The organism is Micromonospora sp. L5 (assembly GCF_000177655.2).
GTDB classification, from domain to species: domain Bacteria; phylum Actinomycetota; class Actinomycetes; order Mycobacteriales; family Micromonosporaceae; genus Micromonospora; species Micromonospora aurantiaca.
The window spans coordinates 5,149,249-5,175,444 of the sequence record NC_014815.1 but is presented as its reverse complement, the minus strand read 5'-3'; the positions used below and the strand labels follow the sequence as shown (position 1 = coordinate 5,175,444).

The following is a 26,196-nucleotide window of genomic DNA, read 5'->3' as shown; positions in this document are numbered from 1 at the left end:
GGTTTTCCGCCGGGCGCCTCAGCGGGCTGTCAGGTCGGCGCCGAGCCGGGTGCCGGTGCCCAGGTAGCCGGTGGACGGCAACCTCCCGTCGGCGCGCCGGGGCCCCTCGGCCGTCCGCGGATCGGTGGACCGCAGCCGGGCGGCGCTCCAGCCGTCGTCGTCCCACGAGTTTCCGGTGGCGGCGACGCGCTCACCGCCCCGGGCCGGCGTCCGGTTGTCCAGGGCCAGGTTCCATCGGGCCGTGCCGCCGGCGCCGGTCAGGTCGAAGCCGGCGCCACCGTTGCGGAACGCGGTGTTGCCGGTGAGGTCGATCCGGCCGGCGTTGGCCTCCACACCGAATCCGTGCCCCCGGTTGCCCCAGGCGGCGTTGTCCCGCACCCGGTGACCGGCCGGGACCGGTTCCCCGCCACCGAGCGAGAAGCCGTACCCGTTGCTGTCCCAGCCGGTCACGCCCCACCGGTTCTGCCCGTTGCCGTAGGACCAGTTCCGCTCCACGGTGACCGGGTCGGCGAAGCCGCCGAGGTCGATGCCGTCGTCGGCGTTGTGGAAGGTCCGGTTGCCGCGCAGCACGTTGCCCGCGCCGTCGCCGAACTTGACCGCGAGCCCCACGCCGGCGCCGCCCGGGTCCGCCGGGTCGTAGCTGCGGAAGAAGTCGCTGTCGAGCACCTGGTTGCCCACTGTGCCCGGGTCGCGCAGCGTCAGGCCGGAACGGGCGTTGTCGTGCACGGACAGGCGACGGAACACGGTGTGGGAGCAGGCCCGGCAGACCCAGGCGTGGCTGCGGGAGCCGCGTACCTCGATGTCCTGCACGGTCCACCAGGCGGTCCGCTGGGTGACGGCCCAGGCGTCCGCGGGCACCGCGGCGGCGTCGAGCACCGGCCGCTCGCCCCGGTATGCGCTGAGCACGATGCGCCGGTCCGCCGTGCCGTCCGTACCGATGGTCACCGGCTCGGTCATCCGGTACGTGCCACCGCGCAGGGCGATGGTCTGGCCGGGCCGGACCACCTCGGCCGCCCGGTTCAGCGTGGCGTACGGGCGGCGGAGGCTGCCGTCGCCGTCGTCGCTGCCGTCCGGGGCGACGACGATGTCGGCGTCGGTCACGCCGGTGAGCGCACGCGACGGACGCGGCGACGGGACGGCGGACGGGGAAGCGGACGGCGTTGCGGCGGCCGACGGCCCGCCCCGGACCGGGAGCGTCGGCGCGGCGGCCACCACACCGTCCGGGCCGTCCGGCTCGTGGCGCACGGCAAGGGTGAGCGCGGTGACGGCCAGGACCGCGACCGTGCCGGCGGCGACCGCCGCCTTCGACGACAACGCCCGCCGCAGGCCGCCCACCGCGGCCGGCGCCACGGGCGGGACCGCCACCACCGCCGGTTGCGCTTCGAGCGCCGCGCGCAGTCCGGCGGCCAGGCCGGGCGGCACCGCCAGCCCGGCCAGGCCGGGCAGGATCTGCTCCGGCGTGCCGCGGCGTCCGCCCGCGGCGAGGCAGGCCGGGCAGGCCAGGACATGCCGGCTCAGCCGTTTGCGCCACAGCGGCACGAGCGTGCCGTCCCACGCCCGGGCGGCGACGGCCAGGCCGGGGCAGCGCGGCCGGGCCCGCCACGCGGCCAGGACGGTGTACGCCTGCGCGAGCCGGGAGCGCATCCGCTGGATCCGGACCGCCGCGTGGGAGGCTCCGACCCCGAGTGCCTCGCCCACGTCGCCGCGGGTCAGCTCCCCGTCCAGCTCCCGCCACCACAGCGCGAGCACCTCACGGTCGTCGGCGTCGAGCCAGGCGACCGCGGAGAGCACGTCCCGTCGCCGGGCGTCCCGGTCCACCTCGGACAGGGCCGCGCCCGCGGTGTCCGCGTCCGGATCCGGCACCTCCGCGTACGGATCCAGCGGCACCTGGCGGGCCCCGGCCCGGCGGCGGGCGTGCTCGCGGACCTGGCGGATGGCGATGGTGACCAGCCAGGCGCGGAACCGGTCCGGCTCGCGCAGCGTGGGCAGCCGCTCGACGACGCGGAGCATGACCTCCTGCACCACGTCGTCGACGTCGGCGTGCCCGGCCAGCGCGCGTCCGACCACGTTGTACACCAGCGGAAGATGGGCGGCGAGAAGCGCGGTGAGCGCGGCCCGGTCACCCTGGCGTGCCGCCGTCACCAGTTCGACGTCCACCGCCGCCGCCACGGCGCACCGCCCTCCGGCTCCCGGGAGACGTGCCACCGCCGGCGATCGTGGGAGCGCGCCCACGAGGCTGACACAGGGTCACCGGGTTGTAAACCCCGCTCGTGGTCGCGTCCGGGGCGCTCAGTCCTGGGCCTGCCAGCGGTAGAAGACGGTGGCCACCGAGTCCTGCGGGCCCTGCCACCGGTCCGGCCGGTACGGCTCGATGTACGGGCCCAGGTCCTGCATCACCTTGCCGAACGCGGGCTTGTCGCCGTGCTGGTCCCGGGTGGCCTCGGCCGCCGACGACTCCTGTTCGAGCAGGTGCACGTAGACGTCGTCGATCGAGTAGAGCCAGCGCCCGGTGACCCCGAGGTCGGCCGGGAGCGACCCGGCGTCGGACTCGGCGAAGACCCGTGCCACGTCCGGCTCGGCACCCGGCTTGATCCGCCCGACGATCACGGTGAGCGTGGTGTCGGCTGGCGGCTCGCCCTCGGGCGCCCAGTGGTAGAACTCCTTCGCCACCGAGTCCGACGGGTTCTTCCAGTAGCGCGGGTAGGGCGTGACGTACGGGCCGATCTCCTCGGCGATCTTCTGGAAGGCGGGCAGGCCGCGGGTCTGCCCGGAGATCCGCGGGTCCTGCTCCCGCTCGATCACGTGGATGTAGAGGTCGTGGTGCGACAGCAGGTACCGGCCGATGACGCCCAGGTCCTGCGGCCGGGTGGCCTGGTCGTAGTGGCCGAACACGCCGCCGACGATCTGCTCGCTGCCGGGGACCATGTGACAGACGATCACGTTGCGGAAGACCATGACTGCTCCTTGGTGGGTGGGTTCGGACGGCGGCGCCGTCACGCGGTGAAGGTGACAGGCAGTTCCAGCAGGCCGCGGAACGGCGAGGCGGCGGGGAGCCGGCGCACCTCGGCGAGCGGCACGCCGAGACGCAGTCCGGGCAGCCGGCGCAGCAGCGCGCCGAGCGCGAGTTCGACCTCCATCCGGGCCAGTGAGACGCCCAGGCAGTAGTGGACGCCGTGACCGAACCCGAGGTGCGGGCCCCGCACCCGGCGCAGGTCCAGCCGGTCCGGGTCGGCGAAATGCGCCGGGTCGTGGTTGGCCGCGTTGATCGCGACACCGACGATCGCGCCGCGCGGGATGCGTACGTCCTGGTAGTCGACGTCCTCGGTGGCGATGCGCGGGCTGGCCACGGGCAGCGGCCCGTCGAAGCGCAACAGCTCCTCGATCGCGGCGGGCAGCAGACGCGGCGTGGCGCGCAGCAGTTCCATCTGCTCGGGGTGGGTCAGCAGGGCCAGTACGGCGTTGCCGAGGAAGTCGGCGGTGGTCTGGTGCCCGGCGAACAGCAGCAGGAACGTGGTGGTGACCAGTTCCGCCTCGGACAGCGTCCCGTCCTGGTCGACCGCCTTGATCAGCGCGGCGATGATGTCGTCGGCCGGGTCGTCGCGTTTGGCGCGGACCAGCCCGGCCAGGTAGTGGTGCAGCCGGAGCTGGGCCTCCTGCACCGCCGCCCGCTCCTCGGCGGGGGGCCGGCTGGTGGAGCCGGAGGTGCGGATGACCTGGGTCCAGTCGAGCACCCGGCCGTGGTCCGCCGGCGGCACGCCGAGCAGTTCGCAGATGACTGTCATCGGCAGCGGGATGGCGAAGTCGTGCATCAGGTCCGCCTCGCCGTGCGGCGCCATCTTGTCGATGAGCTGGTCGACGATCGACGCCACCCGGGGGCGCAGCGCCTCGATACGCCGGGGCGCGAACGCCTGCGACACCACCCGGCGCAGCCGGGTGTGCTCGGGCGGGTCGGAGTTGAGCATGTTGCGGTTCAGACCCTCGGAGTTCGGGCCGAAGATCTTCAGGTAGTGCTGCTCCGGCCCGTACAGGTCCTTGGACAGGCGCGGGTCGGTCAGCGCAGTGCGGGCGTCGTCGAAGCGGGTGATGAGCCAGGAGTCGAAGCGCGGCGAGCCGACCGGGCAGACCGGCCGCTCGGCGCGCAGCCGGGCCAGGGTGGGGTACGGGTCGGCCGCGAACGCGTCGGTGTAGAGCTCGCTCGCCGGCACCACGTCGTCGGTCATCGCCCCTCCCCCGGCTCGCCGGTCACGCTGTGCAGCACCTGGTAGGTGTGCCGGTCGGCGGACTCCCGCAGCTCACGGATGATGCTCAGCAGCCGGTCCCGGTGCGAGCTGCGCCCGAACGCGTCGAGCCGCTCGCGGTCCGCCCAGTCGCTGATGATCAGATAGCTGCGCGGGTCGTCGGCGTCGCGGACCAGGTCCTGGTGCAGGCAGCCGTCCAGGGTGCGGATCTGTTCGGCGGCGGTGAGCCACTCCGCCTCGAAGCGCTCCTCGCAGCCCTCCCGGGTCCGCATCGACAGCACGGTCCGGACCCGGCTCACCGGGCGCTCCCGAACACCAGGTGCAGGTGCTTGCGCAGCGCGTCGGGGTCGACCGGCGCGCCCCGGAACCCGATGTGCCCGTCCGGGCGGATCAGGTACAGGCCGGTGCCGTCCAGCCCGTACGCGGCGCGGAAGCGGCGCTCGGCGTCGCGCACCACGGGCGGGTCGAGCAGTCGCGGTTCGTCGGCGTCCGGGTCGAGCAGCAGGTACGCCTCGACTTCCCCGCCGGCGAGCCGGCGCGCGTCGGCGCACAGGCCGGTGAACGCGGCCAACTGCCCCGCGTCGGCCGTGCGGTCGGCGTAGAGCAGCAGCGTGTGCCGGGTGCCCCGGGTCAGGTCGCGCAGCCGCAGCGGGTGGCCGACGCCGCGCCGGCGCAGCCCGTCGACGTCGGGCGCGATGTCGCCGGGGCGGGGCGCGTCACCGAGCGCGGCCGGGTCGGCGACGGTCTCCCCGACCAGCGGGCTGCCGGCGTAGCTGAGCAGCATGGACATCTCCTGGAGGAACTGCCGTTCCAGGTCGGCGCGGTCCACCTCCTCGGTGCCGGCCATCCGTACCGCCCGGCCGACGATCTCCTCGCCCTCCGGCCGCCGCTCGGTCTCGTAGCTGTCGAGCAGGCCGGGCGCGGCGAGACCGCGTACCGCCAGGGCGAGCTTCCAGGCGAGGTTCCAGGTGTCCTGGATGCCGGTGTTCATGCCCTGGCCGCCGGCCGGCGGGTGCAGGTGGGCGGCGTCCCCGGCGACGAACACGCGACCGTCGCGGTAGCGGTCGACGATGCCGTGGCTGATCCGGAACACCGACGACCAGCGCAGGTTGCTCGCCCGAGTGCCGGGTGGCGCCAGGCGGTCCAGCGCGGCCTGCACGTCCTCGATCGTCGGTTCGTCGAGTTCCTCGCTGAATCCGGGCGGGGCGTCGCGCCCGCCGGTCTGGGCGAAGAACCGGGGCGGGGCGAGGGTGGCGATGCGGTAGCGGTGCTCGCCGCGCAGCGGTACGCAGACGAGCATCCCGTCCATCTGCCCGTCGGTCATGTGCAGGAACCGCAGCAGGTGCCCGTCCGGCATGTCCCAGTCCACGTCGACGTCCACCAGCATGAACAGTTGCGGGAACCGGCCGAGCCCGCCGGTGAAGGTGAGCCCGAGCCGCTCCCGTACCCGGCTGTGCGCGCCGTCGGCGCCGACCAGGTACGCCGCGCGTACCGTCTCGGTGCCGCCGTCGGCGGTGCGGACTGTGGCGGTCACGCCGTCGGCGTCCTGGGTGAAGTCGACGAGTTCGGCACCGCGCTGCGGGCGGACCCCGAGCGTGGCCAGCCGGGCGGTGAGGATCCGCTCGGTCTCGTACTGCGGCAGGCCGAGGTGGGCGTACGGCAGGCCGGGCAGTTCCCAGCTCATCCGGTGGGTCTGCTCGCCGTTGACGAAGACCGTGTTGCCGGTGAGCCAGATGCCGGCGTCCATGGCCTCGCGGACGACGCCCTGCTCCTCCCAGATCTCCATGGTGCGGCAGTGCACACCGATCGCCTTGTCGGCGTGGCCGGGCGGGGTGGCCTGCTTGTCGATCACCAGGCAGTCGCTGCCCCGCCGGGCCAGTTCGACGGCGGCGGTCAGCCCGGTGGGCCCCGCCCCGACGACGAGTACGTCTGTTGTCCTGTGCACGTCGGCCTCCCAGCCCGTGGTGGGTTGTCGGCGTCCGTCCGCGTCGGGCACGACGTGGAACAGCCGGCGCCGGATGTCGAGAAGGAACGGCGCGATCGGCCCGGCCTGCGCCGAGGCGTGGGCCGGGTCGCCGATCCAGGCGAGGAACGGCGCGGCGCCGTCCCACTCGGCGAAGATGTGGTGGATGTCCGAGCCGGGCTCCCGCAGCAGTTGTTCGCGGCGGTAGCCGGGTATCGCCGCCATCCGCCGGACCACCTCGGGGTAGCCGCTGTGGAACTCGGCGAGCCGGTCGAGCGGCACTGTCAGTTCGACGTCCACGTAGACCGGACCCGTCCCGTCCCCGGTCTCGCGCATCAGCGGGTAGCCGGGGTCGCCGTCCGGCTCGGTCAGCGGCCGGAGCAGGTCGGCCAGGCGGGCCGCCACCGGCCCCCGCCGGTACGCGCGCAGCGCCGCGTCGTCGGCCCACTCGGTGACGACGACGAAGCCGCGCGGGTCGAGGGCGTCGCGCAGCAGCTCGTGCCGCAGGTTGCCGGCCAGCGCGCCGAGCTGCCCGGCGACCGTCTCGAAGGCCGGCCCGACCGCGGGCTCGCAGCCGGTGTGCGCGCGCAGCCGGAGCATCGTCCTGATCATGCAGCCCCCTCGAACGGTGCCGTCGTCGTGCCGCGACCCTGCCGCAGCGCGCGTCACCCGCTCGTCACCGTCGACCCGCCGCACGTCCGGTCCCGGTGACGCCGCCGGGACGGCGGCGCTTATTGCAAAACTTTGGCAACAAGCCTCGACAGGTCCACCGGCGGTAACTATCGTGAGCGGCATGACTCCTTACGATTTGGATGTGCGGGCCTGGCAGGAGAGCTGGGACCGGCAGCAGGAGGCGTACCTGCCCGACCGGGAGCACCGCTTCGCGGCGATGCTCGACGCCGTCGAGGCGGTCGCCGGCGACCGGCCGCCACGCGTCCTCGACCTCGCGGGCGGCACCGGATCGATCAGCCTGCGGACGCTGGCCCGCCGGCCGGACGCCGAGGTGACGGTGCTCGACCTCGACCCGGTGCTGCTCACACTCGCCGAGGCGGCGCTGGCCGGGCGGGCCACTGTGGTGACCGCCGACCTCAACCGGCCCGACTGGGCCGCCGCGCTGCCGCACCGCGACTACGACGCCGTGCTCACCGCGACCGCCCTGCACTGGCTCGACGGCCCGCGCCTCGCGCGGTTGTACGGCGAGATCCGCGACGTGCTGCGCCCCGGCGGGGTGTTCGTCAACGCCGACCACATGCCCGACGAGGGGATGCCGACGCTGACCGACCGGCTGCACACGCGGGCCGGCGAGCAGCGGGCGGCCCGGCACCGCGCGGGCGCGGCGCTGTCCTGGTCGGACTGGTGGGAGCAGGCAGCCGACGATCCGGTGCTCGGGCCGCTGGTGGAGAAGCGGCGGCAGATCTACCCGACCGGGCACAGCCCGGAGTGGAACCCGCCCGCGGCGTGGCACCTGGACGCGCTGCGCGCGGCGGGCTTCACCGAGGCCGGCGTGCTCTGGCGCGGCGGCGCGGACGCCGCGGTGGCCGCACTGCGCTGACCCCGGCGGCGCACCCGGCCCGGCGGCGACCGGCGCCGCGCGGGCGCCCGACGGCGGCGGGCGGTCAGGACAGCAGTCGGGCCAGTTCGGTACGCGAGCGCACGCCCAGCCGGTGGAAGACGTTGCGCAGATGGTGGTCGACGGTCCGGGTGGACAGGCACATGCGGGTGGCGATCTCCCGGTTGGTCGCCCCTTCCGCGACCAGCCGGGCGATGTGCAGTTGCTGCCCGGTCAGCAACTGCTCCGGGCCGTGCCGCACCGGCCCGACCGACTCCCCCGCCGCGCGCAGCTCCTCCCCCGCCCGGTCGGCCCAGACGGCGGCGCCGAGCAGGGTGAACGCCTCCCGGGCCCGGTGCAGGTGCGCGCGGGCGTCCCGCGGCCGGCGCCGGCGGCGCAGCTCGCGGCCGAACAGCAGCTCGGTGCGGGCGCGCTCGAACCGGTCGGTGTCGGCCGGGTGCAGCCGCAGCGCCGCGTGGAACTCCCGTTCGGCCTCCGGACCACCGCGCGGCGAGAGCAGCGCCCGGCAGCGCGCGGCGAGCGCCCGCCGCGACGGGCTCGCCGTACTGCTGGCCCAGTGGTCGAACACGGCGAGCGCGGCGGCCGGCCGCCCGCCGTCGTGGGCGGCGGCCTCCACGAGGTACGGCGTGGCCATCACCTGGACCAGCACCTGCCCCCGGCCGGTGCGGGTACGGGCCAGCGCGGACAGCCGGGCCACCGCGTCGGCGTACCGGCCGTCGATCAGGTCCAGCACGCCGAGCGCCCAGCGGGCGTAGGCGTCCGGCCGGCTCCCCGGCGCGGCCCCGTCACCGATCTCGGCGATCCGGGCCAGCGCGGCGTCCCGGTCGGCGCGGACCGCGGCCAGCACGGCGAGGATGCCGAGGTGCACCTGGGCGCACACGTGCTGGCCCGTGGCGCGGGCCGCGCGCACGCCCTCGCGGGCGGTCTCCGCCGCGGCCTCGTGCCGGCCCAGCCAGTACTCGGCGACCGCCCGCAGCTCCAGCGCCCGGGGCAGCAGGGACAGCTCGCCGCGTGAGCGGGCCACCTCGGCCGCCCGGCCGGCGAGCCGGTGCGCGGGACCGTCCACTGCGACCAGCAGTGCGGCCGCGGCGGCGCAGACGAGCGCGCCGGGGGTGAGCGCGGGCCCGGTCAGCCGGCCGCCGAGGACGACGACCCGGCGCAGCGCCGGGCCGCCGCGCGCGTGGTCGCCGCGCAGCGTCGCCCCGACGCCCGAGGCGAACGTGGCCAGCAGGTCGAGCTCGGGCGGGTCGCCGGGCCGCCGCAGCGCCTCGGCCCGGCGGGCCACCTCGGCGTACCGGTACTGGTCGCCGGTGACGCAGATGGCCTCGCCGGCCCGGACCAGCGCCAGCAGCGCGGCCCGCCGGTCGGCCGGCGCGACCGCGTCGGCGGCGGCCAGCAGCGTGGCGACCGCGGCGGCGGGCGCGTCGCAGCGCAGCTGCATGTCGCCGCGGAGCAGGTCGGCCCGGCCCTCGGCGGGCGACGCGGCGGGCAGGCGTCGCAGCAGCCCTCGGGCCTGGTCCGGGTCGCCTGCTGTCCAGGCGCACCGCGCGGCCGCGACTGTCAGTTCGGCGGCGCGGCCGGGGTCGGGGCTCAGTTCGGCGGCGCGGCGCAGCACGACCGCGGCGGCGGCCCGGTCCGGCACCTCGTCGACAGCCGCGGTCAGCTCGGCGGCGAGCACGTCGGAGGGACAGTCGGCGGCGGTGGCGTGGCGCAGCGCCCGGCCCAGGGTGCCCTCGGCGAGCGTGCCGGCCAGCAGCAGGTGCGCCGCGCGCAGGTCGGCGAGCGGCGCGACGGCGGTGATCATCGTGCGGGCGAGCGGGTGCGGGAACGTCACCCCGCCCGGCCCGGTGCGCAGCAGTCCGGCGGCCTCGGCGGGGGCGAGCGCCTCGACGGTCAGCCCGGCCGCCCACGCGGCGCGGACCAGGGTGCCCGGGTCGTCTCCGGGGTCGAGCGCGGCCAGCAGCACCATCCGCCGGGTCGGCACCGGCAGCCGGTCCAGGCGGGCCCGGTACGCGGCGGCGAGCGCGCCGTCCACGGGCGGCGCGTCGGGCAGCGGCGCCTCGCCCCGCCACTGGGCCGGGGTGAGCGTGCCGGCCAGGTCGGTCAGCGCCGCCGGGCTGCCCCGGCTGAGCGCGGCCAGCGCCGTGGCCACCGCCACGGGCGGCCGCTCCCGCAGGCCGGCGAGCATCGCGTGGCACTCGTGGGCGTCCAGCGGGCGCAGCCGGTGAGGGGGTACGCCGTCGACGGTGGCCGGTGCGGTCGCGGTCAGCAGCATCGCCACCGGCAGCCGACGCAGCCGGCGCGCCACCACGGCGAGCGTCCAGGCGCTCTGCGGATCGCCGGTGTCGAGGTCGTCCACCGTGCACAGCATCGGCCGGTCCGCGGCTACGGCGGCGAGCAGGGAGCGCACCGCCGCGGCCAGGGCCAGCCGCTGCTCGGCCGGGCACCCGTCGCCGCCCAGCGCCCGGCGCAGCAGCCGGCGTTGCCGCACCGGGAGTGCGGTGTCCGCGTCCAGCACCGGGTCGAGCAGGCGGTGCAGCCCGGCGTAGGGCAGTGTCGCCTCGTCGGCCAGGCCGCCGCCGGCGAGCACCGCGCGCTGCCCGGCCCACCTGCGGGCGTACGCCAGCAGCGCGCTGCGCCCGGAGCCGGGCGGCCCGTGGAACAGCAGGGCGCCGCCGTCGTCGCGGTCGAGGAGCCGGCGGATCGCGTCGCACTCGTCGTCCCGGCCCCGCAAGGCTATATGCACTGTCGATGCAGAAACCATGCATGCAGTGTCACAGATGGGCAACCCGTCGGAAAAGAGGCGGACACGCTCCCGGGGTGGCCGCCGTGGCGACCACCCCGGGAGCGGAGGGGATCAGGAGCTGGGGCAGGTGTTGCGGTACTCCTCGATCGCCGACCCGGTCGGACCGGGGCAGAGGAACTGCTCGTAGCGGGTGTCGTCGTCGACGAACCGCTTCAGCCACGCGACCGTCTGCTTCGCCGTCGGCGTGTTCACGGTCTGCGGGAAGAAGTGGCTCGCGCCGTTCAGCTCCAGGTACGCCTTCTCCGAGGACGCCGGGATGCTGTTGTAGAACGGGATCGAGTGGCTCGCCACCGGTGCCACGCTGTCGCTCTCGCCGCCGATGATGAGCGTCGGCACCCGTACGTCGGACCAGGTCTTGTCCAGGTTCCACGGCGCGAGCGGGACGGCGGCCTGCAACGACGGCCGGGCCGCCGCGGCCTCCAGGCTGCCGCCACCACCCATCGAGTGCCCGGCCACTGCCAGCCGGGAGGAGTCGATCCGGCCCCGGACCGAGCTGCGCTGGGTCAGGTAGTCCAGCGCGGCCAGGAGCTGGCGGCCCCGGCTGTCCGGCTGGTCCAGCCGCGTGTTGGTCTCGATGCCGATCACCACGAAGCCGTGCGAGGCGATCCGCGGCCCCAGCCAGCTCAGGCTGGACCACGAGGCGGTGTAGCCGGGCGAGATGGCGACCGCGCCGAAGGTGCCCTCGGCGGTGCTGGTCGGGTAGTAGATGACGCCGCCGCCGAAGCCGGTGACGCTCAACGAGGAGACGTTGATCGAGGAGGTGGCGAACGGCCCGCGACTGGCCTCCAGGATGGCGTTCGTGGGCGCCGGGCCGCGCTCGTAGGGGCTGGCCGCGTTCGCGGCGACCGGGACGGCGAGGGCGCCGCCGGTGGCGAGCAGTGCGGCCACGGCGAGGCGGGCCAGGGCACGGACGGGGGTACGGGAACGGATGGTGGTGGGCACGTCGGTCACTCCTTGCGCCGGAATTACATCGACATGCGTCAGCATCCGCGCCCGGACCGCCGACGCGCATCGGTGAAATCACCGGTCCCCCGGCACCGACGGTGACCCGGCCGTGACATGCACGGCGGACGATTGACTCCATGCATCCGACCCGACGGCGCCTGACCCGGCGGCACCTGCTCGGCGCCACAGCGGCGGCGGGCGTCACCGGCCTGGCCACCGGCTGCGACCCGGACCGCCCGGCGGCCGGGACCGCGGTGTCCGACGACGCGCCCGCCCTGGATCCGGCCAGTTGGGACAGCGTCCGCGCCCAGTTCGCGCTCGACCGCTCCCGGGCGCACCTGGCCACGTTCGTCTTCGCCCCGCACCCGGCCCCGGTACGGGCCGCCGTGGCCACCCACCGCGCCGGCCTCGACCGGGACGCCTCCGGCTACCTGGCCGCGAACGAGGAACGGCTGGACCGGGCGGTGCTCGCCGCGGCGGCCGGGCACCTCGGCGCCCGCTCGGACCACATCGCGCTCACCGACTCCACGACCATGGGCCTCGGCCTGGTCTACAGCGCGATCCGCCTGCGACCGGGCGAGGAGGTGCTGACCACCGAGCACGACTTCTACGCCACCCATGAATCGCTGCGGTTGCGCGCCGAACGCGACGGGGTGACAGTGCGCCGGGCCCGCCTCTACCGCGACGCGGCCACGGCCGGGGCGGACGAGATGGTCGCGGGACTGACCGCGGCGCTCACCCCGCGTACCCGGGTGGTGGCGCTGACCTGGGTGCACTCCAGCACCGGCGTGAAGCTGCCGGTACGCCGGCTGGCCGAGGCGGTCCGCGAGCGCAGCCCGGAGGCGTTGCTCTGCCTCGACGCGGTGCACGGCTTCGGCGCCGACGCGTCCACACCGGAGCAGCTCGGCTGCGACGTGCTCGTCTCCGGCTGCCACAAGTGGCTGCTCGGGCCGCGCGGCACCGGCCTGGTCTGGGCCGCCGAGCGGGCGTGGGCCCGGATGACGCCGGTGATCCCCAGCTTCGACAGGCGCGGCATCGGTCGCTGGCTCGCCGGCGGCACCGGTGGGCAGCCCGTGCCACCGGGCCCGGCGCACACGCCCGGCGGCTACCACAGCTTCGAGCACCGCTGGGCGCTCGCCGACGCGTTCGCGTTCCACCGGCGCATCGGCCCGGCCCGGGTCGCCGGGCGCACCCGGGAACTCGCGGACCTCCTCAAGGAGGGGCTGGCCGGGATCCGGGGCGTCCGGCTGGTCACGCCGCGCGACGCCGACCTGTCCGCCGGGGTGGTCTGCTGCGAGGTGCCGGGCGTGCCGGCGGACCGGGCGGTGGACCGGCTGCGGTCGGCCGGCGTGATCGCCAGCAGCACGCCCTACCGGCCGTCGTACCTGCGCTTCGGCGCGACGATCGCGAACGGCGAGCAGGACGTGGAGGCGGCGCTGCGGGCGGTCCGCACGCTGGTCTGAGCCGCTCCGGCTGTCACTCGGTGAACTCGCAGAAGGACAGCACCCTGTCGAACCGCCGGGCGGCGAGGTCGTCGTGGCGGATCAGGAACCGCGCGTTGACGTACTCCTCGTCCGGTACGCCGAACTGGGCCAGCGGCACCCACTCGCGCATCACCCGCTGCTCCTCCTCGTACAGAGCCACCATCTGCTCCTGGCCGGGTAGCGACCTCGCCTGCCGCTCCCGCTCCATCATGATCACCTCGGGCGGGTCCTGCGCCGAGATGGTTTGACATCCTCTCCGCCCTAAGGGACGGAGATTCCCTCCACGCTGCGCGTGGAACACGCGGCGTCCGGGTGGGTTCCCGCTTCGTTGCGCGCCGCCGGGACGAGCCCCGGTCTTACGTGCGCTCCACGGGCGTTGAAGTCCGCCTGCCCGGCGGCCTTGACGTTCTTCGCGGCGTTCACGTCCCGATCGTGGGCTGCCCCGCAGGGGCAGTCCCACGCTCGGACGTTGAGCGCCATCTTCTCGTTGATTCGGCCACAGTCGGAGCACATGCGGGTGGACGGGAAGAACCGATCCACCCGGCCGAAGGTGCGTCCGTACCGGGCGGCCTTGTACTCCATCATGGCGGTGAAGCTGGCCCAGCCCGCGTCGTGCACGGACTTCGCGAGCCGCGTCCGGCCGAGACCGACGACGCACAGGTCCTCGACGTACACCGCTTGGTTCTCGCGGATGATCGCCGTGGACAGCTTGTGCTGCCAGTCCCGCCGCATGTCGGCCACCCGCCCGTGCGCCCGTGCGACCTTGACGACGGCCTTCTTGCGGTTGGCCGAGCCCTTCTGCTTGCGGGACAGGTCGTGTTGCAACCGCTTGAGCTTGCGCGCGGCCCGGCGCAGGAACGTCGGCGCCGCCACCTTCGTGCCGTCCGAGAGCACCGCGAAGTGGGTCAGGCCCAGGTCGATCCCGACCTCGGAGTCGACCGGCGGTAACGCCTCGTCCTCGCCCGTCTGCACGACGAACGACGCGAAGTACCGTCCGGCCGCATCCCGGATGATCGCCACCGATGACGGGCCTGAGGGCAGCGTCCGGGACCAGCGGACTGCGAGGTCGCCGATCTTCGGCAACCGCAGCCGGTCGTTGTCGAGGACCTTGAACCGGGAGTTCTTCGTGAAGCGGATGGCCTGCCGGTTGTCCTTGCGGGAGCGGAACCGGGGAGGTGCGACCTTGCGGCCCTTGCGCTTGCCCGTGATCGAGTTGAAGAAGTTGCGGTACGCGGTGTTCAGGTCCGCCAGTGCCTGCTGCAACACCACGGTGGAAACCTCTCCCAGCCACGCGCGTTCCGGCGTCGCCTTCGCCTCGGTGATCAGACGCCGGGACAGCTCCCCGTCGGAGATGTACTTCTCCCCCGCCTCCCGGGCCTGCTGACGCAGGCGCAGCCCGTCGTTGAACACAACCCGCGCGCACCCGAACGCCCGCGCCAGCTCGATCTGCTGGCCAGGCGTCGGGTACACGCGGTAGTTGTACCGGAGCTGCACACACACAAGTGTACACAAGGTTACGATGGCGACTATGAGTGACACCCGCGAAAATGAGATCAGCGTCCGCGAGCTGCGCAAGACGCTCGCCGGAGCGCTCAACGGCGTCGCCGTCTACGGCAAGACCCTTTACGTGACCAACCACGGACGCCGGATCGCTGCCATCGTGCCGGTCCCCGTGGCCGAGCAGAACGAGCGGGCGCGAGGTTAAGGCACTGCTCGGGCCTTGGCGGCCCTCCCAGCGCGGGCCTTCCCCCGCCTGAAGGCCGGAGCACTGGCCCGCACTTCGGTAGCCGCCGATGAAGACGTCCTCCGGCAGCCACGACTGCCGCTCCGGCCAGAGCTGCTCGGCCAGTGCACTCATTGAGGTGCGGCATGTCGCGCAGCAGCCGGATCTGGGTGGCGCTGAGCCACTCCTCCGAGCGGTCCAGCCAGTCCGGCAGGTCCGCCTGGACGGCGGCGTACATCTCGTGCTCGGGGGCGAGGAACGGCTCCAGGTCAGGGGCCTTCGCGTGGCCGCACCGCCGGTGACCAGGTCACGTCGTAGCGCTCGGCGGCCACCGCCTCGGCGAACGCGGTCGCCGCCGCCGGTGAACCGGCGATGCGCCAGTCCTTCTCCTTGTCCACCTCGAACCAGATCAGCCCGATGAGGCCCGGGTAGCGGGGCAGGGCGCGGAACGTGTCCCGGATCCACCGGGCCTTGTGCCCGGCGGCGTCGGCGGCGCCGGTCTCGGTGACCACGAGCAGCTTGCCGGTGACCTTGCGGATCTCCGCGATCGTCGGGCCGAAGATCTGGTCGAACGACCAGTACGTCTTGGTGAAGGCGCCGCTGCCGTAGTAGCCGGTGACACCGACCCAGTCGACGTACTCGTCGCCCGGGTAGAGGCCGGTGAGCCCGGCGGTCGTCTTGTCCCAGCGGGCGTTCGGGCTCCACACCCAGGTGACGTTCGTGGCGCCGGCCTCGGCGAAGACGTCGTGCACGTGCCGCCAGGCGCGGACGTAGTCGCCGGGGCGGTTGCCGTTGGCCCGCTCGCACCAGGGGTACCAGTCGCCGTTCATCTCGTGCGCGAAGCGGATCGCCACCGGGTAGCCCAGCGACCGGACGCCGTCGGCCCAGGAGCGCAGGTACGCGTCGAAGTCGCCGCGCGCGATCCGGGACAGCCGGTAGTCCGGCTGGGTGGCGCGCAGCCGGTCGATCTGCCTGTCGGTCAGCTCGGTGCGGCGGGCCGCCTTGTCGATCGTGTGGTCCCACGGCTCCCAGCCGAGCATCGGCATCATGCCCCGCTCGGCGATCCGGTCGAACAGGCTCCGGTCGAACGCGGCCGACGCCCAGTCCGCGCCGAAGAGCATCACCTGCGGCGACCGACCGGCCGCGTCGGCGAACCGGTCGACCGGCGCGAAGTCGTACGGTCCCTTGTCGGTCATCACCCCGAAGAACGCCTGCCCGGCCGGCGGGAACGCGCCGCCGCGCGGGCTCGGCACGACCGCCGCCGGCACGTCGGTGCTCGCCTGCGGCGTCGCCGGGGCGGGCCGCTGCACCGCGGCGTCGGTGCCCGGGTCGCGCCACGCGCCCGGCGCCACCACGAAGGCGTACGCGAGCAGCAGCACCCCGGCCAGCGCCAGGCCCATCCGGGGCAGCGTCGGCCTCAGCACGGCACACCACCCTCGGCCACGGTCCGGGGCACCACCTGGGGCTCCCGGGCCACGCCGGCGACCCGGTCCCGGCGCGCCCGCAGACTCTCCACCCAGGAGATCAACGGCGGCGCGAGCCCGGTCAGCAGCGTCAGCGCCGGCCAGACCCGCAGCAGCGGGTAGTCGTGGTCCAGCGCGAAGCTCGCCGCGAGCAGTCCGGCGGCGGCGAGCGCCCAGCACAGGTGCAGCCGGAACGTACGCGGCGACTCGACGGTGCGCAGCGCGCCCTTGGCGGTGACCACGAAGCCGAGTTTGCGGCGCAGCAGGGCGCCCACCGCCGCGGCCACGTAGACCGGTCCGGCGAACAGCGCGAGCGCCATGCCGGCCATGCCCACCTCCTCCCGCTCGTGCGGGGCGATGTTGAAGCGGCGCAGCCACAGCCAGAGCAGGAACCAGGTGCCGATGGTGGACCCCCACAGCGTCGCCCAGACCTGCGGGTCGAGGCGACCCGCGTCGACGCCGGTCAGCAGGTACAGCGCGGTGGCCGCGTTACCCAGCAGCAGGCTCACCGCCACGCTCGGGTAGTAGAACTGGAGCAGCCGGTACTGCCAGCGACGACGGGACGGCAGGTCGCGCGGTGTGCGCAGCTCGCGCCGGAGCAGGATCTCGCAGATCCCGGCCGCCCAGCGCTTCTGCTGATTGAAGTAGTCCGCCCAGGAGGTCGGTCCCTCGCCGAGCGCCACCACGTCCGGGGTGTAGACGCCCTTCCACCGGTTGCCGGTGGCCGGGTTGACGGCGGCGTGCACGCGGATGCTGGTGAGGTGGTCCTCGATGATCGAGTCCTGGTAGCCGCCGATGGTCCGCCAGGCCGCCGGCCGGTAGAGGTGCCCGGTGCCGGTCAGCAGCGGCGCGTCCAGGCCGTTGCCGCCACGGGCGATCAGCCCGTTGTAGAGGTACTGCTGCACCGAGGCGCCGTGGGCGACGAAGTTCTGGTGCATGTTGCCGTACACCTGGGGGGTCACCACGAACGCGACGTCCGGGTCGCGGAAGTAGCCGAGCGTGCGTTCCAGGAAGTTCGGCAGCGGCACGTGGTCCGGGTCGACGTTGGCGACCACGTCGTAGCGGTGCTCGTGCTCGGCCCGCCAGGCGTTGTGGTTGCCGGACTTGGTGCGGGCCCGGAACTCGCCGCCGGGCCGGTTGTACTCGGGCCGGCCCTTGCGGCTGAAGTGGCGTACGCCCAGCCGCGCGGCCATCGCCCGTACCGCCGGGTCGTCGCCCTCGTCGAGGATCCACACGTCGACGTGACCGCAGTAGACGATCTCCCGCAGCCGGCGCAGCGTCCGCTCGGCGACCTCGATCGGCTCCTTGCTCGGCACGATGGTGGTGAGCAGGGCGACCCGCAGGCCGACCGGCGGGTCGACCGGCACCGGATCCCGGGCGTGGAAGGCGAATACCCAGACCACCACGTTCTGCGCCAGGCGGATCAGCTCGACGCCGACGACGACGCAGAACGCGAGCCGGGCGGCGACTGTCTGCCAGCCGCCGAGCCCGACGACGCCGGGGCCGGGTACGTGCTGGGGCAGCAGCAGCCAGCCGACGAAGACCAGCCCAGCGGCGCTGTTGACGAGCACCAGCAGCGTCAGCACCAGCCGCGCGGCGACCGAGGCGGTGGGCCGGAACTCGACCGCCGCGTCGGGGCGCCGGGGCGGGCGCAGCGGACCGGCGGTGGCCCCGCAGCGCGCGTACGCCAGGCGGGCGCGGACGTTGCGCTGCCGGCGGTCCGGATCCGCCGGCGTCCCGGGCGGGACGGGTGCGATCGGGCGGGCGCCCGGCGGCCCGGCCGTCGTGGCGCGGGACGGGCGTGTATCGGCGGCGACGGCCACGTTTCCCCCATGGTCTGCTTCCGGCTCAGGAGCCGACCGAATGCTAAGCCGACAATCAACCGCAAAAAGGGCGAATCAGGCAGACATCGCCCGTTCGTCGACCGGTCACGCGGTCAGCCGGGAAGCTGGGCCGCCACGGCGAGCAGCGCGACGAGCACCAGCACGGCGACGACCCCGGCGGCACGCGCCCGGGACAGGGCCACCCCGCCGAGCACCGCCCAGGCCGGCACCGTGAACAGCAGGTTCACCGCCGACCAGACCGGCACTGCCTGCGCCAGCGCCAGCAGCCCGAGCGCCGGCACCAGCGCCCAGGCGGTGCAGATCGCGGCGGCGTACCGCAGCGGGAGGCTGAACAGGGCCAGCCCGGCCAGCACGCCGCCGAGCGCGGCGACGCCGAACAGGTCCCCGGGCGTGGCCGCGAGCACTGCGGCACCGGGACGGGCGCCGGACGCCAGGCGCCCGCCGTCACTCAGGCCGGAGGCGAGCAGCCCGGCGACCGGGAGCAGCCCGAGGGCCGCGGCGGCCAGCCACCGGAGAGCACAGCGGCGACGGAACGCCAGCACGACCCAGCCGTGGCCGGCGAGCAGCAGCAACGCCACCGGCTGGCACACGCCCAGCAGCAGCACCGCGCCCGCGTAGGGCACGAGCCGGCGCGCGCCCGGCCGGTCGAGCGCGGGCACCAGCAGCCAGGTGGCGAGCACGGCGGCGAACACCGCCAGGGCGTACGGCTGCGCCTCCTGCGCGTACCGGATCGAGGCCGGCAGCACCGCGAAGATCACGCCGGCGAGCAGGCCGGCGGCGGGCGTGGCGATCCGGGCGGCGAGCGCGCCGACGAGCGCCGCGGCACCGACCATGGCCAGCAGGGACGGTACGCGCAGCGCGAGGTCCGCCACGCCGAACAGCGCCGCCCAGCCGCGCATGAGCAGGTGGTACGGCCCGAGCGCGAGGTCGTCGCCGGTCAGCGTGACGCCGATCCCCGGCCAGGGCGACGTGGCCGCGCGCCGGGTCGCGAGTTCTCCGGCGCTCGCCCCGGATTCCGTGATCCGCGCGGCGCCGAGCGCACCCATCAGGACCGCCGGCACCAGCCACGCCGCGATCCGCCACCGGAGCACGCCGGTCGCGGCGCGGACGGTGACCCGGCGCGGCCGGTCCTCGCCCCACGGATCCTCGACCGTGGCGTCCCCGAGCCGGGGCAGGACCATTGTGTCCGCGTCCATCATCGTGACTCACGCATCCCTGTGGGTGCCGGCGACGGGGATCCAGCCGACCGGGCGGCGAGGCGCGATCCGCGCGTGGCGGGCGGCACCGGAAGCCCCGGGTCACGGGCTGGATGACATCCTGGAGCCTACTGAGTCAAAAACGGCATAACGCCAATATACACTGAAAGGGTCCGCCGGCCGCCCCGTGGACGACCGGCGGACCCGGCTCAGCGAAGGTCGGTCGTCGTCCAGCGGGGCGAGGCGGCGGTGATCGCGGCGGTGTCGCCGGTCAGCGTCGTCCGCGCCTGGGCGTCGCGCCGGGCGCTCGTGCCGACCCAGACGTCGACCTCCCCGGGCTCCACCACCCGGGTGAGCGTGCGGCCGGTGAACGCCAGCCGCGTGGTGGGGACGGTCAGCTCGACGGTCACCGAGGCGCCCGGCTCCAGGCGCACCCGCCGGTAGCCGAGCAGCTGCGCGACCGGCCGGGTCACCGAGGCGACCAGGTCGCGGCCGTAGAGCTGCACCACGTCGTCACCGGCGACCGGGCCGGTGTTCGTCACGCGCACCGACACCCGCAGCGCCCCGTCGGTCGGCACCTCGGCCGGCACGGTCAGATCGGTGTACGCGAACGTGCTGTAGGACAGCCCGTGCCCGAACGGCGCCACCGGAGTCGCCGGCAGGTTGGTCCCGTTCATGCCCTCCCCCAGCTCCGGGTGCAGGTACGAGTACGGCTGCGCGCCGGCCGAGCCGGGCAGGCTGACCGGCAGCCGGCCGGACGGGTTGACCCGCCCGGAGAGCACACCCGCGATCGCCCCGGCGCCCTCCTCGCCCGGGAAGAACGTCTGCACCACCGCCGCGCACCGGGACAGCGCCCAGCCGAGCGCGTACGGGCGGCCGGTGAGCAGCACGAGGACGACCGGGGTGCCGGTGTCCAGCACCGCCTCGACGAGCTGCCGCTGCACGCCGGGCAGCTCCAGGTCGTCCCGGTCGCAGCCCTCGCCGACGGTGCCGCGGCCGAACAGGCTCGCGTGGTCGCCGACCACGAGAACTGCCACGTCGGCGGCGGACGCGGCGGCGACCGCCTCGTCGAACCCGGACCGGTCCGCCGAGTCCACCTCGCAGCCGGCCGCGAAGGTGACCCGGTCGGCGCCGAACTCGGCACGCACCGCCTCCAGCACTGTCGGCACCTCGAAGCCGGTCTCCACGCCCGGGTGGTGGGCCAGCACGTGGTTGAGGAACGAGTAGCAGCCGAACAGCGCGCCCTGCCGGTCGGCGTTCGGGCCGACCACGGCCACCCGCCGGCCCGCCGGCAGCGGGAGCACGCCCCCGTTGGCGACCAGGACGACCGACTCCTCGGCGAGCCGGCGGGCGATCGCCCGGTGCTCCGGCGAGTCGAGGTCGATCGCGCCCGGCGGCTCGTCGTCGAACGTGGCGTCGAGCAGTCCGAGTTCCTGCTTCTGGCGCAGGACCCGCAGCACCGCCCGGTCGACCAGCGCCTCGTCGACCTTGCCGGCCCGCACCGTCTCGGTCAGGGTCAGGTAGGCGTCGCCGGTGGGCAGCTCGATGTCGAGGCCCGCGCTCAGCGCCTGCACGGCCGCGTCCGCGTTGTCGGCCGCGACGTGGTGCAGCAGGTTGAGGAAGGCGACCCCGTAGTAGTCGGCCACCACGGTCCCGTCGAACCCCCACCGGTCCCGCAGCAGGTCGGTGAGCATCGTCGGGTCGGCGGCGACCGGCACGCCGTCGATCTCCGCGTACGAGTGCATGACGCTGCGCGCGTCACCGTCGAGGATCGCCATCTCGAACGGAGGCAGCAGCACGTCGGCGAGTTCCCGGGGACCGGCGTGCACCGGGCCGAAGTTGCGCCCGGCCCGCGAGCCGGAGTAGCCGGCGAAGTGCTTCAGCGTCGCGAGCACGCCCTGCGACTGGAGCCCTCGCACGTACGAGGTGCCGATGGTGCCGACGAGGTACGGGTCCTCGGCGATGCACTCGTCGACCCGGCCCCAGCGGGGATCCCGGATCACGTCGAGCACCGGGGACAGTCCCTGGTGGATGCCGAGCGCGCGCATCGAGGCCCCGATCGCCGCCGCCATCTCGGCGACCAGATCGGGATCGAACGCGGCGCCCCAGGCCAGCGGCGTCGGGAAGGTGGCCGCCTTCCACGCCGACAGGCCGGTCAGGCACTCCTCGTGCACGATCGCCGGGATGCCCAGCCGGGTGCCGGTCACCAGGTCCCGCTGGAACTTCCACAGCCAGGCCGCGCGGGCCGCGGCGTCGACCGGGCGGGTGCCGTAGGCGCGGGTGAGGTGACCCAGCCCGTGCCGGGAGAAGTCCTCGAGCCGGCCGGTGTCGGCGAACTCGCCCTGCAGTGGCGCGACCGCCTCACCGTCCTCCTTCTCCCAGAACCCGACGAGCTGCGCGACCTTCTCCTCGATCGTCATGCGAGCGAGCAGTTCCCGTACGCGCGCCTCGGCGTCGTGCCCGTCCGGCCGGTCGTGGTCCGAACCTGCCTGAGCCGGTACCGGCCCGTCCACCACCGCGTGGACCTCTGTCATGGTGTGCCTTTCCACTGGTTGTGCTGGTACCGCTGCCGCTCAGCCCTTGACCGCGCCCTGGAGGCCGCCCACGATCTGCTTCTCCGCCAGGGTGAAGAACAGCAGCGCCGGCAACATCGCCAGCGACGTGAAGGCGAGGACGCCCGCGGTGTCGGTGGTGTACTGGCTGGAGAAGTTCTGCACGCCCAGCGGCAGGGTGTGCAGGTTGACGTCCCCCAGGACGAGCAGCGGCAGGAGGAACGCGTTCCAGCTCGCCACGAACGCGAGGATGCCGACGGTGACGACCGCGGGCCGCGACAGCGGCAGCACGATCCGCCAGAGGAAGCCGAGCCGGCCGGCGCCGTCGATGGCGGCCGCGTCCTCCAGCTCCCGCGGGATGGCCGACAGGAACGGCCGCAGGATGACGATCGTCAGCGGCAACGAGAAGGCCACCTGCGGGAGGATCACCGCGTAGTAGGAGTTGATCAGGTTCAGGTCGCGCAGCATGAGGTACAGCGGCAGGATCGCCGCGCCGGCCGGGAACAGCAGGCCGAGGGTGAAGAAGGTGTAGAGCCCCTCGCGGCCCCGGAACGTGTACCGGGCGAGCACGAACGCGGCGGCCATGCCGAGCACCACCACGCCGAGCGTGGTGCCGAGGGCGACCACGGCGCTGTTGAACGCCTGTTTCCAGAAGCCGCTCTGCGTCAGCACCCGGTAGTAGTTCTCCCAGACCCACGGGTCCGGCAGGCCGGCCGGGTCGTTCACGATCTGCGGCGTGGTCCGGAAACCGCCGACGACGACGTACACGACGGGTGCGATCGAGACGGCCGCGACCGCGAGCGCGAGCGCGTACGTCAGCGGCGCGCTCCACTGGACCGGCCGGCGCCCGGCCGAGGGGGCGGGTACGGAGTTCACGGCCACTGTCACTTCCCCTTCCGGGTGATGGCGCCCTCGATGTCACGGCGGAGCAGGAAACGCTGGAACAGCAGCGCCGCGACGAAGGAGATGGCGAACAGGATCACGGCCACCGCGTTGCCGTAGCCCCAGAGCCGGGCGAAGAAGCCGTTGTCCACCATGTACGTCGCCATGGTGGCCGAGGCGCCGAGCGAGCGCACGGCCGGCACCGAGGTCACCCAGACCATGTCGAAGACCTGCAACGAGCCGATCATCGACAGGAACATCCAGATCCGGATGGTGGGGCCGAGCAGCGGCAGCGTGACGTGGCGCTGGATCTGCCACCAGCTCGCGCCGTCGATCTCCGCGGCCTCGTTCAACTCCTGCGGCACGTTCGACAGGCCGGCGAGCAGCAGGATGATGGCGAAGCCGACGTACTTCCAGGTGAGGACGAACAGCAGCGTCCAGATCACCACGTCCAGGTCGGCCAGCCACGCCTGCACCAGCCCGCCGAGCCCGATCGACTGCAGCAGCGCGTCGAGCGTGCCGTTCTCGGTCAGGATCAGCTTCCACATGATGCCGACGGTGACCTCGGCCAGCACGTACGGCACGAACACCAGCAGGCGGAACGCCGAGCGCCCGCGGAAGCGGCGGTTGAGCAGGAGGGCGATGCCCAGCGCGACCGGGCCCTGGATCAGCAGCGACCCGAACACGATGATCGCGTTGTTGCGCAGCGCGTCGAGGAAGATCGGGTCCTGGAAGGCGAGCGTGTAGTTGCGGAAGCCGACGTACTCGGTGGGCGGGCCGACGCCGCGCCAGCGGAACAGGCTGTAGTAGAACGCGAAGCCCATCGGCACCAGCACGAACATCACGTAGATGACGATCGCGGGCGTGGTCAGCCCGATGATCTCGTACCACTTGCGACGGGTCTCGGCGCGGCGGGAGGCGGCCCGTGCGCCGGGCCGGAGGCCCGCCGGCGGCGCTTGCGCACCGACGGCGGGCGTACGGGTCTGCGATGCGGACGTCACTTGCTTGCGGCCGCCTTCATGGCCGAGACGACCTTCTCAGGTGTCCCGTTGCCGGCGAAGATCGCGACGATCGCGTCGTTCATCGCGGTGCCGACGGTGCTGCCGTAGGCGGTGTCCAGCCAGAGCTGCACGTAGGTGGCGTCGGACGTGGCCTGGAGGATCGACTTCAGGGCCGGGTCGGTGACGCCGTCGGCCGCGCCCTTGGCGACGGGCAGGCCGGTGCCGGTGGCGGCGTAGCCCTTCTGCACCTCGGGGCTGACGAGGTACTTGAGGAACTCGACGCACTCGGCCGGGGCGTTCTTGGAGCAGGCGAACCCGTCGCCGCCGCCGAGGGCCGCCTTCGGGTCACCGGCGGAGCCGGAGATCGCCGGCACCGGGAACCAGCCGAGGAACTTGCCCAGGGCCGCCTTGTCGGTGGCGACGGTGTCCAGGGTGCCGCGGTTCCAGTCACCCATCAGCTCCATCGCGGCCTTGCCGTTCGCGAGCAGGCCGTTGGCGCTGGTCGGGTCGTTCTGACCCGGCGTGGCGATGAAGTTGTTCTGGAACGGCTTGGTGTCGATGAAGGCCTTGAGGTCCTGGCCGGCCTTGACGAAGCACGGGTCGTCGAAGTTCCGGTCCTTGGTCGCCTTCTTCAGCGTGTCGACCGAGCAGGCACGCAGCGCGAAGTTGTACCACCAGTGCGCGGCGGGCCACTTGTCACCGGCGCCGAGGGCGATCGGGATGACGTTGATGGTCTTGAGCTTGGTGACCGCGGCGTTGAGTTCCTCGAAGGTGGTCGGCGGCGCCGTGATGCCCGCCTTCGCGAACATGTCCTTGTTGTACCAGATGCCCTCGATGCCCATCCGGTACGGCAGGCCGTACTGCTTGCCTTCGACCTGCCAGATCTCGGCGGCGTTGCCGATGTCGGCGACCTCGCCCTTCACCTGGTCGGTGATGTCCTTGAGGTAGTCGGCCTCGACCTGCTCGCGCATCTCGCCGCCGCCCCACGCCTGGAAGATGTCCGGCGGGTCGTTGCTCAGCAGCGCGGCGGGGAGCCGGGTGCGCTGGAGCTGGTTCGTCTCGATCGCCTCGATCTCGATCTTGACGGTCGGGTGGGCCGTGGAGAAGTCCTTGGCGACCTTCTCCCAGTACGTCTTGCCGGGCCCGTCCTGCGACGCGTTGTGCCACCAGGTCAAGGTCACCGGGTTCTTGTACAGCTCGCTCTCGGCGGCCTTCTCCTCGTCGCCACCACCACTGCACGCGGAGGCCAGCAGAGCACTTGTCACAAACAGTGCCAGGACGGCGCCAGCACGGCGCTTCATCACCATAGATGTCTCCTCGACCACTCAGTCGGGTTACCTGCCGGGGAGTTTTACAGGGCCGTAACGTGAAGTCAATCGGTATCGATAACGTTTTCGACATCGTCTTCGATCGACCTGGGAGAGCCCTCTATCATCGTCGGCGTGGTGTTCCAGGAGCGCGTCAAGATGTCGGACGTGGCACGTACGGCCGGCGTCTCGGTGGCAACCGTATCCAAGGTTGTCAATGGCCGGTACGGCGTCGCGCAGGCCACCGTCGAGCGCGTCCAGCAGGTCATCCACGAGCTCGGGTACGAGGCCAGCCTGGGGGCGCAGAGCCTGCGCAGCCACCGCACGAACGTGCTGGGCATCCTGGTCGCCGAGTTCGAGCCGTTCTCCACCGAGCTGCTCAAGGGCGCGTCCCGGGAGGTCGCCGGCAGCGGCTACCAGTTGCTCGCCTACTCCAGCGGTGACGGGGAGGGCGCGGCCATAGGGTGGGAGCGGCGCTCGCTGGCCCGGCTGTCCGGCACACTCATCGACGGCGCGGTGATCGTGACGCCGACAGTGGTCGAGACCAAGCACGGCTTCCACGTGGTGGCCGTCGACCCGCACACCGGCCCGTCCGGTCTGCCCACCGTCGACTCCGACAACTTCGCCGGCGCGGTGCTGGCCACCGACTACCTGCTGTCGCTCGGGCACCGGCGGATCGCGCACATCAGCGGCCGCCCCGACCTGGAGTCGGCCCGCCTGCGCGAGGCCGGGTTCCGCAAGGCGATGGCCGATGCGGGCCTGACGGTGGACGAGCGGCTCGTGCGGGTCGGCGGGTTCCGCACCGAGAGCGCCGCGAGCACGGCCGCCGAGCTGCTCGCGCTCCCCGACCGGCCCACCGCGATCTTCGCCGGCAACGACCTCTCGGCCATCTCCACTGTGGACGTCGCCCGCGGCCTCGGCCTCGGCGTACCGGACGACCTGTCGGTCATCGGCTTCGACAACATCCCGGAGTCGGCGCTCGTCGACCCTCCCCTCACCACGATCCGGCAGCCGCTGCAACGCATGGGCGCCGAGTCGCTGCGTCTGCTGATCGACCTCATCGCGGGCGTCGAGCGGGACACGCACATCCGGCTCCCCACCGAGCTGGTCGTCCGGGCCTCCTGCCGCCCGCTGCGCTGAGGCGCCACCTCACCCTCCCGGCCCGGGTGATTGACGGACGGCTATCGGCGTCCGTAATGTTTCGGGCTACTTCCGGAAGCGA

Annotated in this window: 20 protein-coding genes; 4 read left to right on the top strand and 16 right to left on the bottom strand. The window is 73.6% G+C overall.

The genetic code is table 11. The annotated features are described in order from the left end of the window. Positions 1-18: 18 nt before the first annotated feature. From ML5_RS23765 to ML5_RS23745, 5 genes are all read right to left on the bottom strand, one after another. A complete protein-coding gene (locus ML5_RS23765; protein WP_236619280.1) occupies positions 19-2,205 on the bottom strand; it encodes a sigma-70 family RNA polymerase sigma factor in 2,187 nt (728 codons plus the stop codon). An 84-nt stretch (positions 2,206-2,289) separates the two neighbouring features. Beyond that, a complete protein-coding gene (locus ML5_RS23760; RefSeq protein ID WP_013286776.1) occupies positions 2,290-2,955 on the bottom strand; it encodes a TcmI family type II polyketide cyclase in 666 nt (221 codons plus the stop codon). A gap of 38 nt (positions 2,956-2,993) precedes the next feature. Beyond that, on the bottom strand, positions 2,994-4,220 hold the full coding sequence (locus ML5_RS23755) for a cytochrome P450 (RefSeq protein ID WP_013476473.1): 1,227 nt from the start codon (positions 4,218-4,220) through the stop codon (positions 2,994-2,996). Beyond that, positions 4,217-4,537, bottom strand: coding sequence for a putative quinol monooxygenase (locus ML5_RS23750; RefSeq protein WP_013286778.1), 321 nt, complete (start codon positions 4,535-4,537; stop codon positions 4,217-4,219). The genes ML5_RS23755 and ML5_RS23750 overlap by 4 nt, the downstream gene beginning before the upstream one ends. After that, on the bottom strand, positions 4,534-6,813 hold the full coding sequence (locus tag ML5_RS23745) for an FAD-dependent oxidoreductase (RefSeq protein WP_013476472.1): 2,280 nt from the start codon (positions 6,811-6,813) through the stop codon (positions 4,534-4,536). The genes ML5_RS23750 and ML5_RS23745 overlap by 4 nt, the downstream gene beginning before the upstream one ends. A 181-nt stretch (positions 6,814-6,994) precedes the next feature. On the opposite strand from ML5_RS23745, the gene ML5_RS23740 reads away from it, so the two are divergent. Continuing rightward, entirely contained in the window at positions 6,995-7,753 is a 759-nt protein-coding gene (locus ML5_RS23740) for a class I SAM-dependent methyltransferase (protein WP_013476471.1), read from the top strand. A gap of 64 nt (positions 7,754-7,817) precedes the next feature. On the opposite strand, the gene ML5_RS23735 is transcribed toward ML5_RS23740, so the two are convergent. Then, entirely contained in the window at positions 7,818-10,505 is a 2,688-nt protein-coding gene (locus ML5_RS23735; RefSeq protein ID WP_236619279.1) for a LuxR family transcriptional regulator, read from the bottom strand. A gap of 123 nt (positions 10,506-10,628) precedes the next feature. Beyond that, positions 10,629-11,519, bottom strand: a complete 891-nt coding sequence (locus ML5_RS23730) for a lipase (protein WP_013476469.1) — start codon at positions 11,517-11,519, stop codon at positions 10,629-10,631. Between the two features lie 140 nt (positions 11,520-11,659). On the opposite strand from ML5_RS23730, the gene ML5_RS23725 reads away from it, so the two are divergent. Continuing rightward, on the top strand, positions 11,660-12,985 hold the full coding sequence (locus ML5_RS23725; protein WP_013476468.1) for an aminotransferase class V-fold PLP-dependent enzyme: 1,326 nt from the start codon (positions 11,660-11,662) through the stop codon (positions 12,983-12,985). 13 nt (positions 12,986-12,998) lie between these two features. Here ML5_RS23725 and ML5_RS23720 read toward each other — a convergent pair whose 3' ends face one another. Continuing rightward, positions 12,999-13,217, bottom strand: a complete 219-nt coding sequence (locus ML5_RS23720) for a hypothetical protein (protein ID WP_013476467.1) — start codon at positions 13,215-13,217, stop codon at positions 12,999-13,001. A gap of 50 nt (positions 13,218-13,267) precedes the next feature. Beyond that, a complete protein-coding gene (locus ML5_RS23715; protein WP_143766955.1) occupies positions 13,268-14,500 on the bottom strand; it encodes an RNA-guided endonuclease TnpB family protein in 1,233 nt (410 codons plus the stop codon). A 34-nt stretch (positions 14,501-14,534) separates the two neighbouring features. Between ML5_RS23715 and ML5_RS23710 the strand changes: the two genes are divergently transcribed. Continuing rightward, positions 14,535-14,711: a hypothetical protein gene (locus tag ML5_RS23710; RefSeq protein WP_225319553.1), complete on the top strand. Its 177-nt coding sequence runs from the start codon at positions 14,535-14,537 to the stop codon at positions 14,709-14,711. Positions 14,712-14,998: 287 nt separating this feature from the next. Here the strand turns inward: ML5_RS23710 and ML5_RS23705 are convergent, their stop codons facing one another. From ML5_RS23705 to ML5_RS23675, 7 genes are all read right to left on the bottom strand, one after another. Next, a complete protein-coding gene (locus tag ML5_RS23705; RefSeq protein WP_013476465.1) occupies positions 14,999-16,153 on the bottom strand; it encodes a glycoside hydrolase family 26 protein in 1,155 nt (384 codons plus the stop codon). After that, positions 16,147-18,015: a glycosyltransferase family 2 protein gene (locus ML5_RS23700; RefSeq protein ID WP_013476464.1), complete on the bottom strand. Its 1,869-nt coding sequence runs from the start codon at positions 18,013-18,015 to the stop codon at positions 16,147-16,149. The genes ML5_RS23705 and ML5_RS23700 overlap by 7 nt, the downstream gene beginning before the upstream one ends. A 113-nt stretch (positions 18,016-18,128) precedes the next feature. Further along, complete coding sequence (locus ML5_RS23695) at positions 18,129-19,235, bottom strand: glycosyltransferase family 39 protein (RefSeq protein WP_013476463.1); 1,107 nt, start codon at positions 19,233-19,235, stop codon at positions 18,129-18,131. Between the two features lie 206 nt (positions 19,236-19,441). Beyond that, positions 19,442-21,766, bottom strand: a complete 2,325-nt coding sequence (locus ML5_RS23690) for a glycoside hydrolase family 3 N-terminal domain-containing protein (protein WP_013476462.1) — start codon at positions 21,764-21,766, stop codon at positions 19,442-19,444. 39 nt (positions 21,767-21,805) lie between these two features. Next, complete coding sequence (locus ML5_RS23685) at positions 21,806-22,672, bottom strand: carbohydrate ABC transporter permease (RefSeq protein WP_013286791.1); 867 nt, start codon at positions 22,670-22,672, stop codon at positions 21,806-21,808. Continuing rightward, positions 22,669-23,667, bottom strand: a complete 999-nt coding sequence (locus ML5_RS23680; protein ID WP_013286792.1) for a carbohydrate ABC transporter permease — start codon at positions 23,665-23,667, stop codon at positions 22,669-22,671. The genes ML5_RS23685 and ML5_RS23680 overlap by 4 nt, the downstream gene beginning before the upstream one ends. Continuing rightward, positions 23,664-24,932: an ABC transporter substrate-binding protein gene (locus ML5_RS23675; RefSeq protein WP_225319500.1), complete on the bottom strand. Its 1,269-nt coding sequence runs from the start codon at positions 24,930-24,932 to the stop codon at positions 23,664-23,666. The genes ML5_RS23680 and ML5_RS23675 overlap by 4 nt, the downstream gene beginning before the upstream one ends. A 177-nt stretch (positions 24,933-25,109) precedes the next feature. Here ML5_RS23675 and ML5_RS23670 point away from each other — a divergent pair, with 177 nt between their 5' ends. Next, positions 25,110-26,114, top strand: coding sequence for a LacI family DNA-binding transcriptional regulator (locus tag ML5_RS23670; RefSeq protein ID WP_013286794.1), 1,005 nt, complete (start codon positions 25,110-25,112; stop codon positions 26,112-26,114). Positions 26,115-26,196 lie beyond the last annotated feature (82 nt).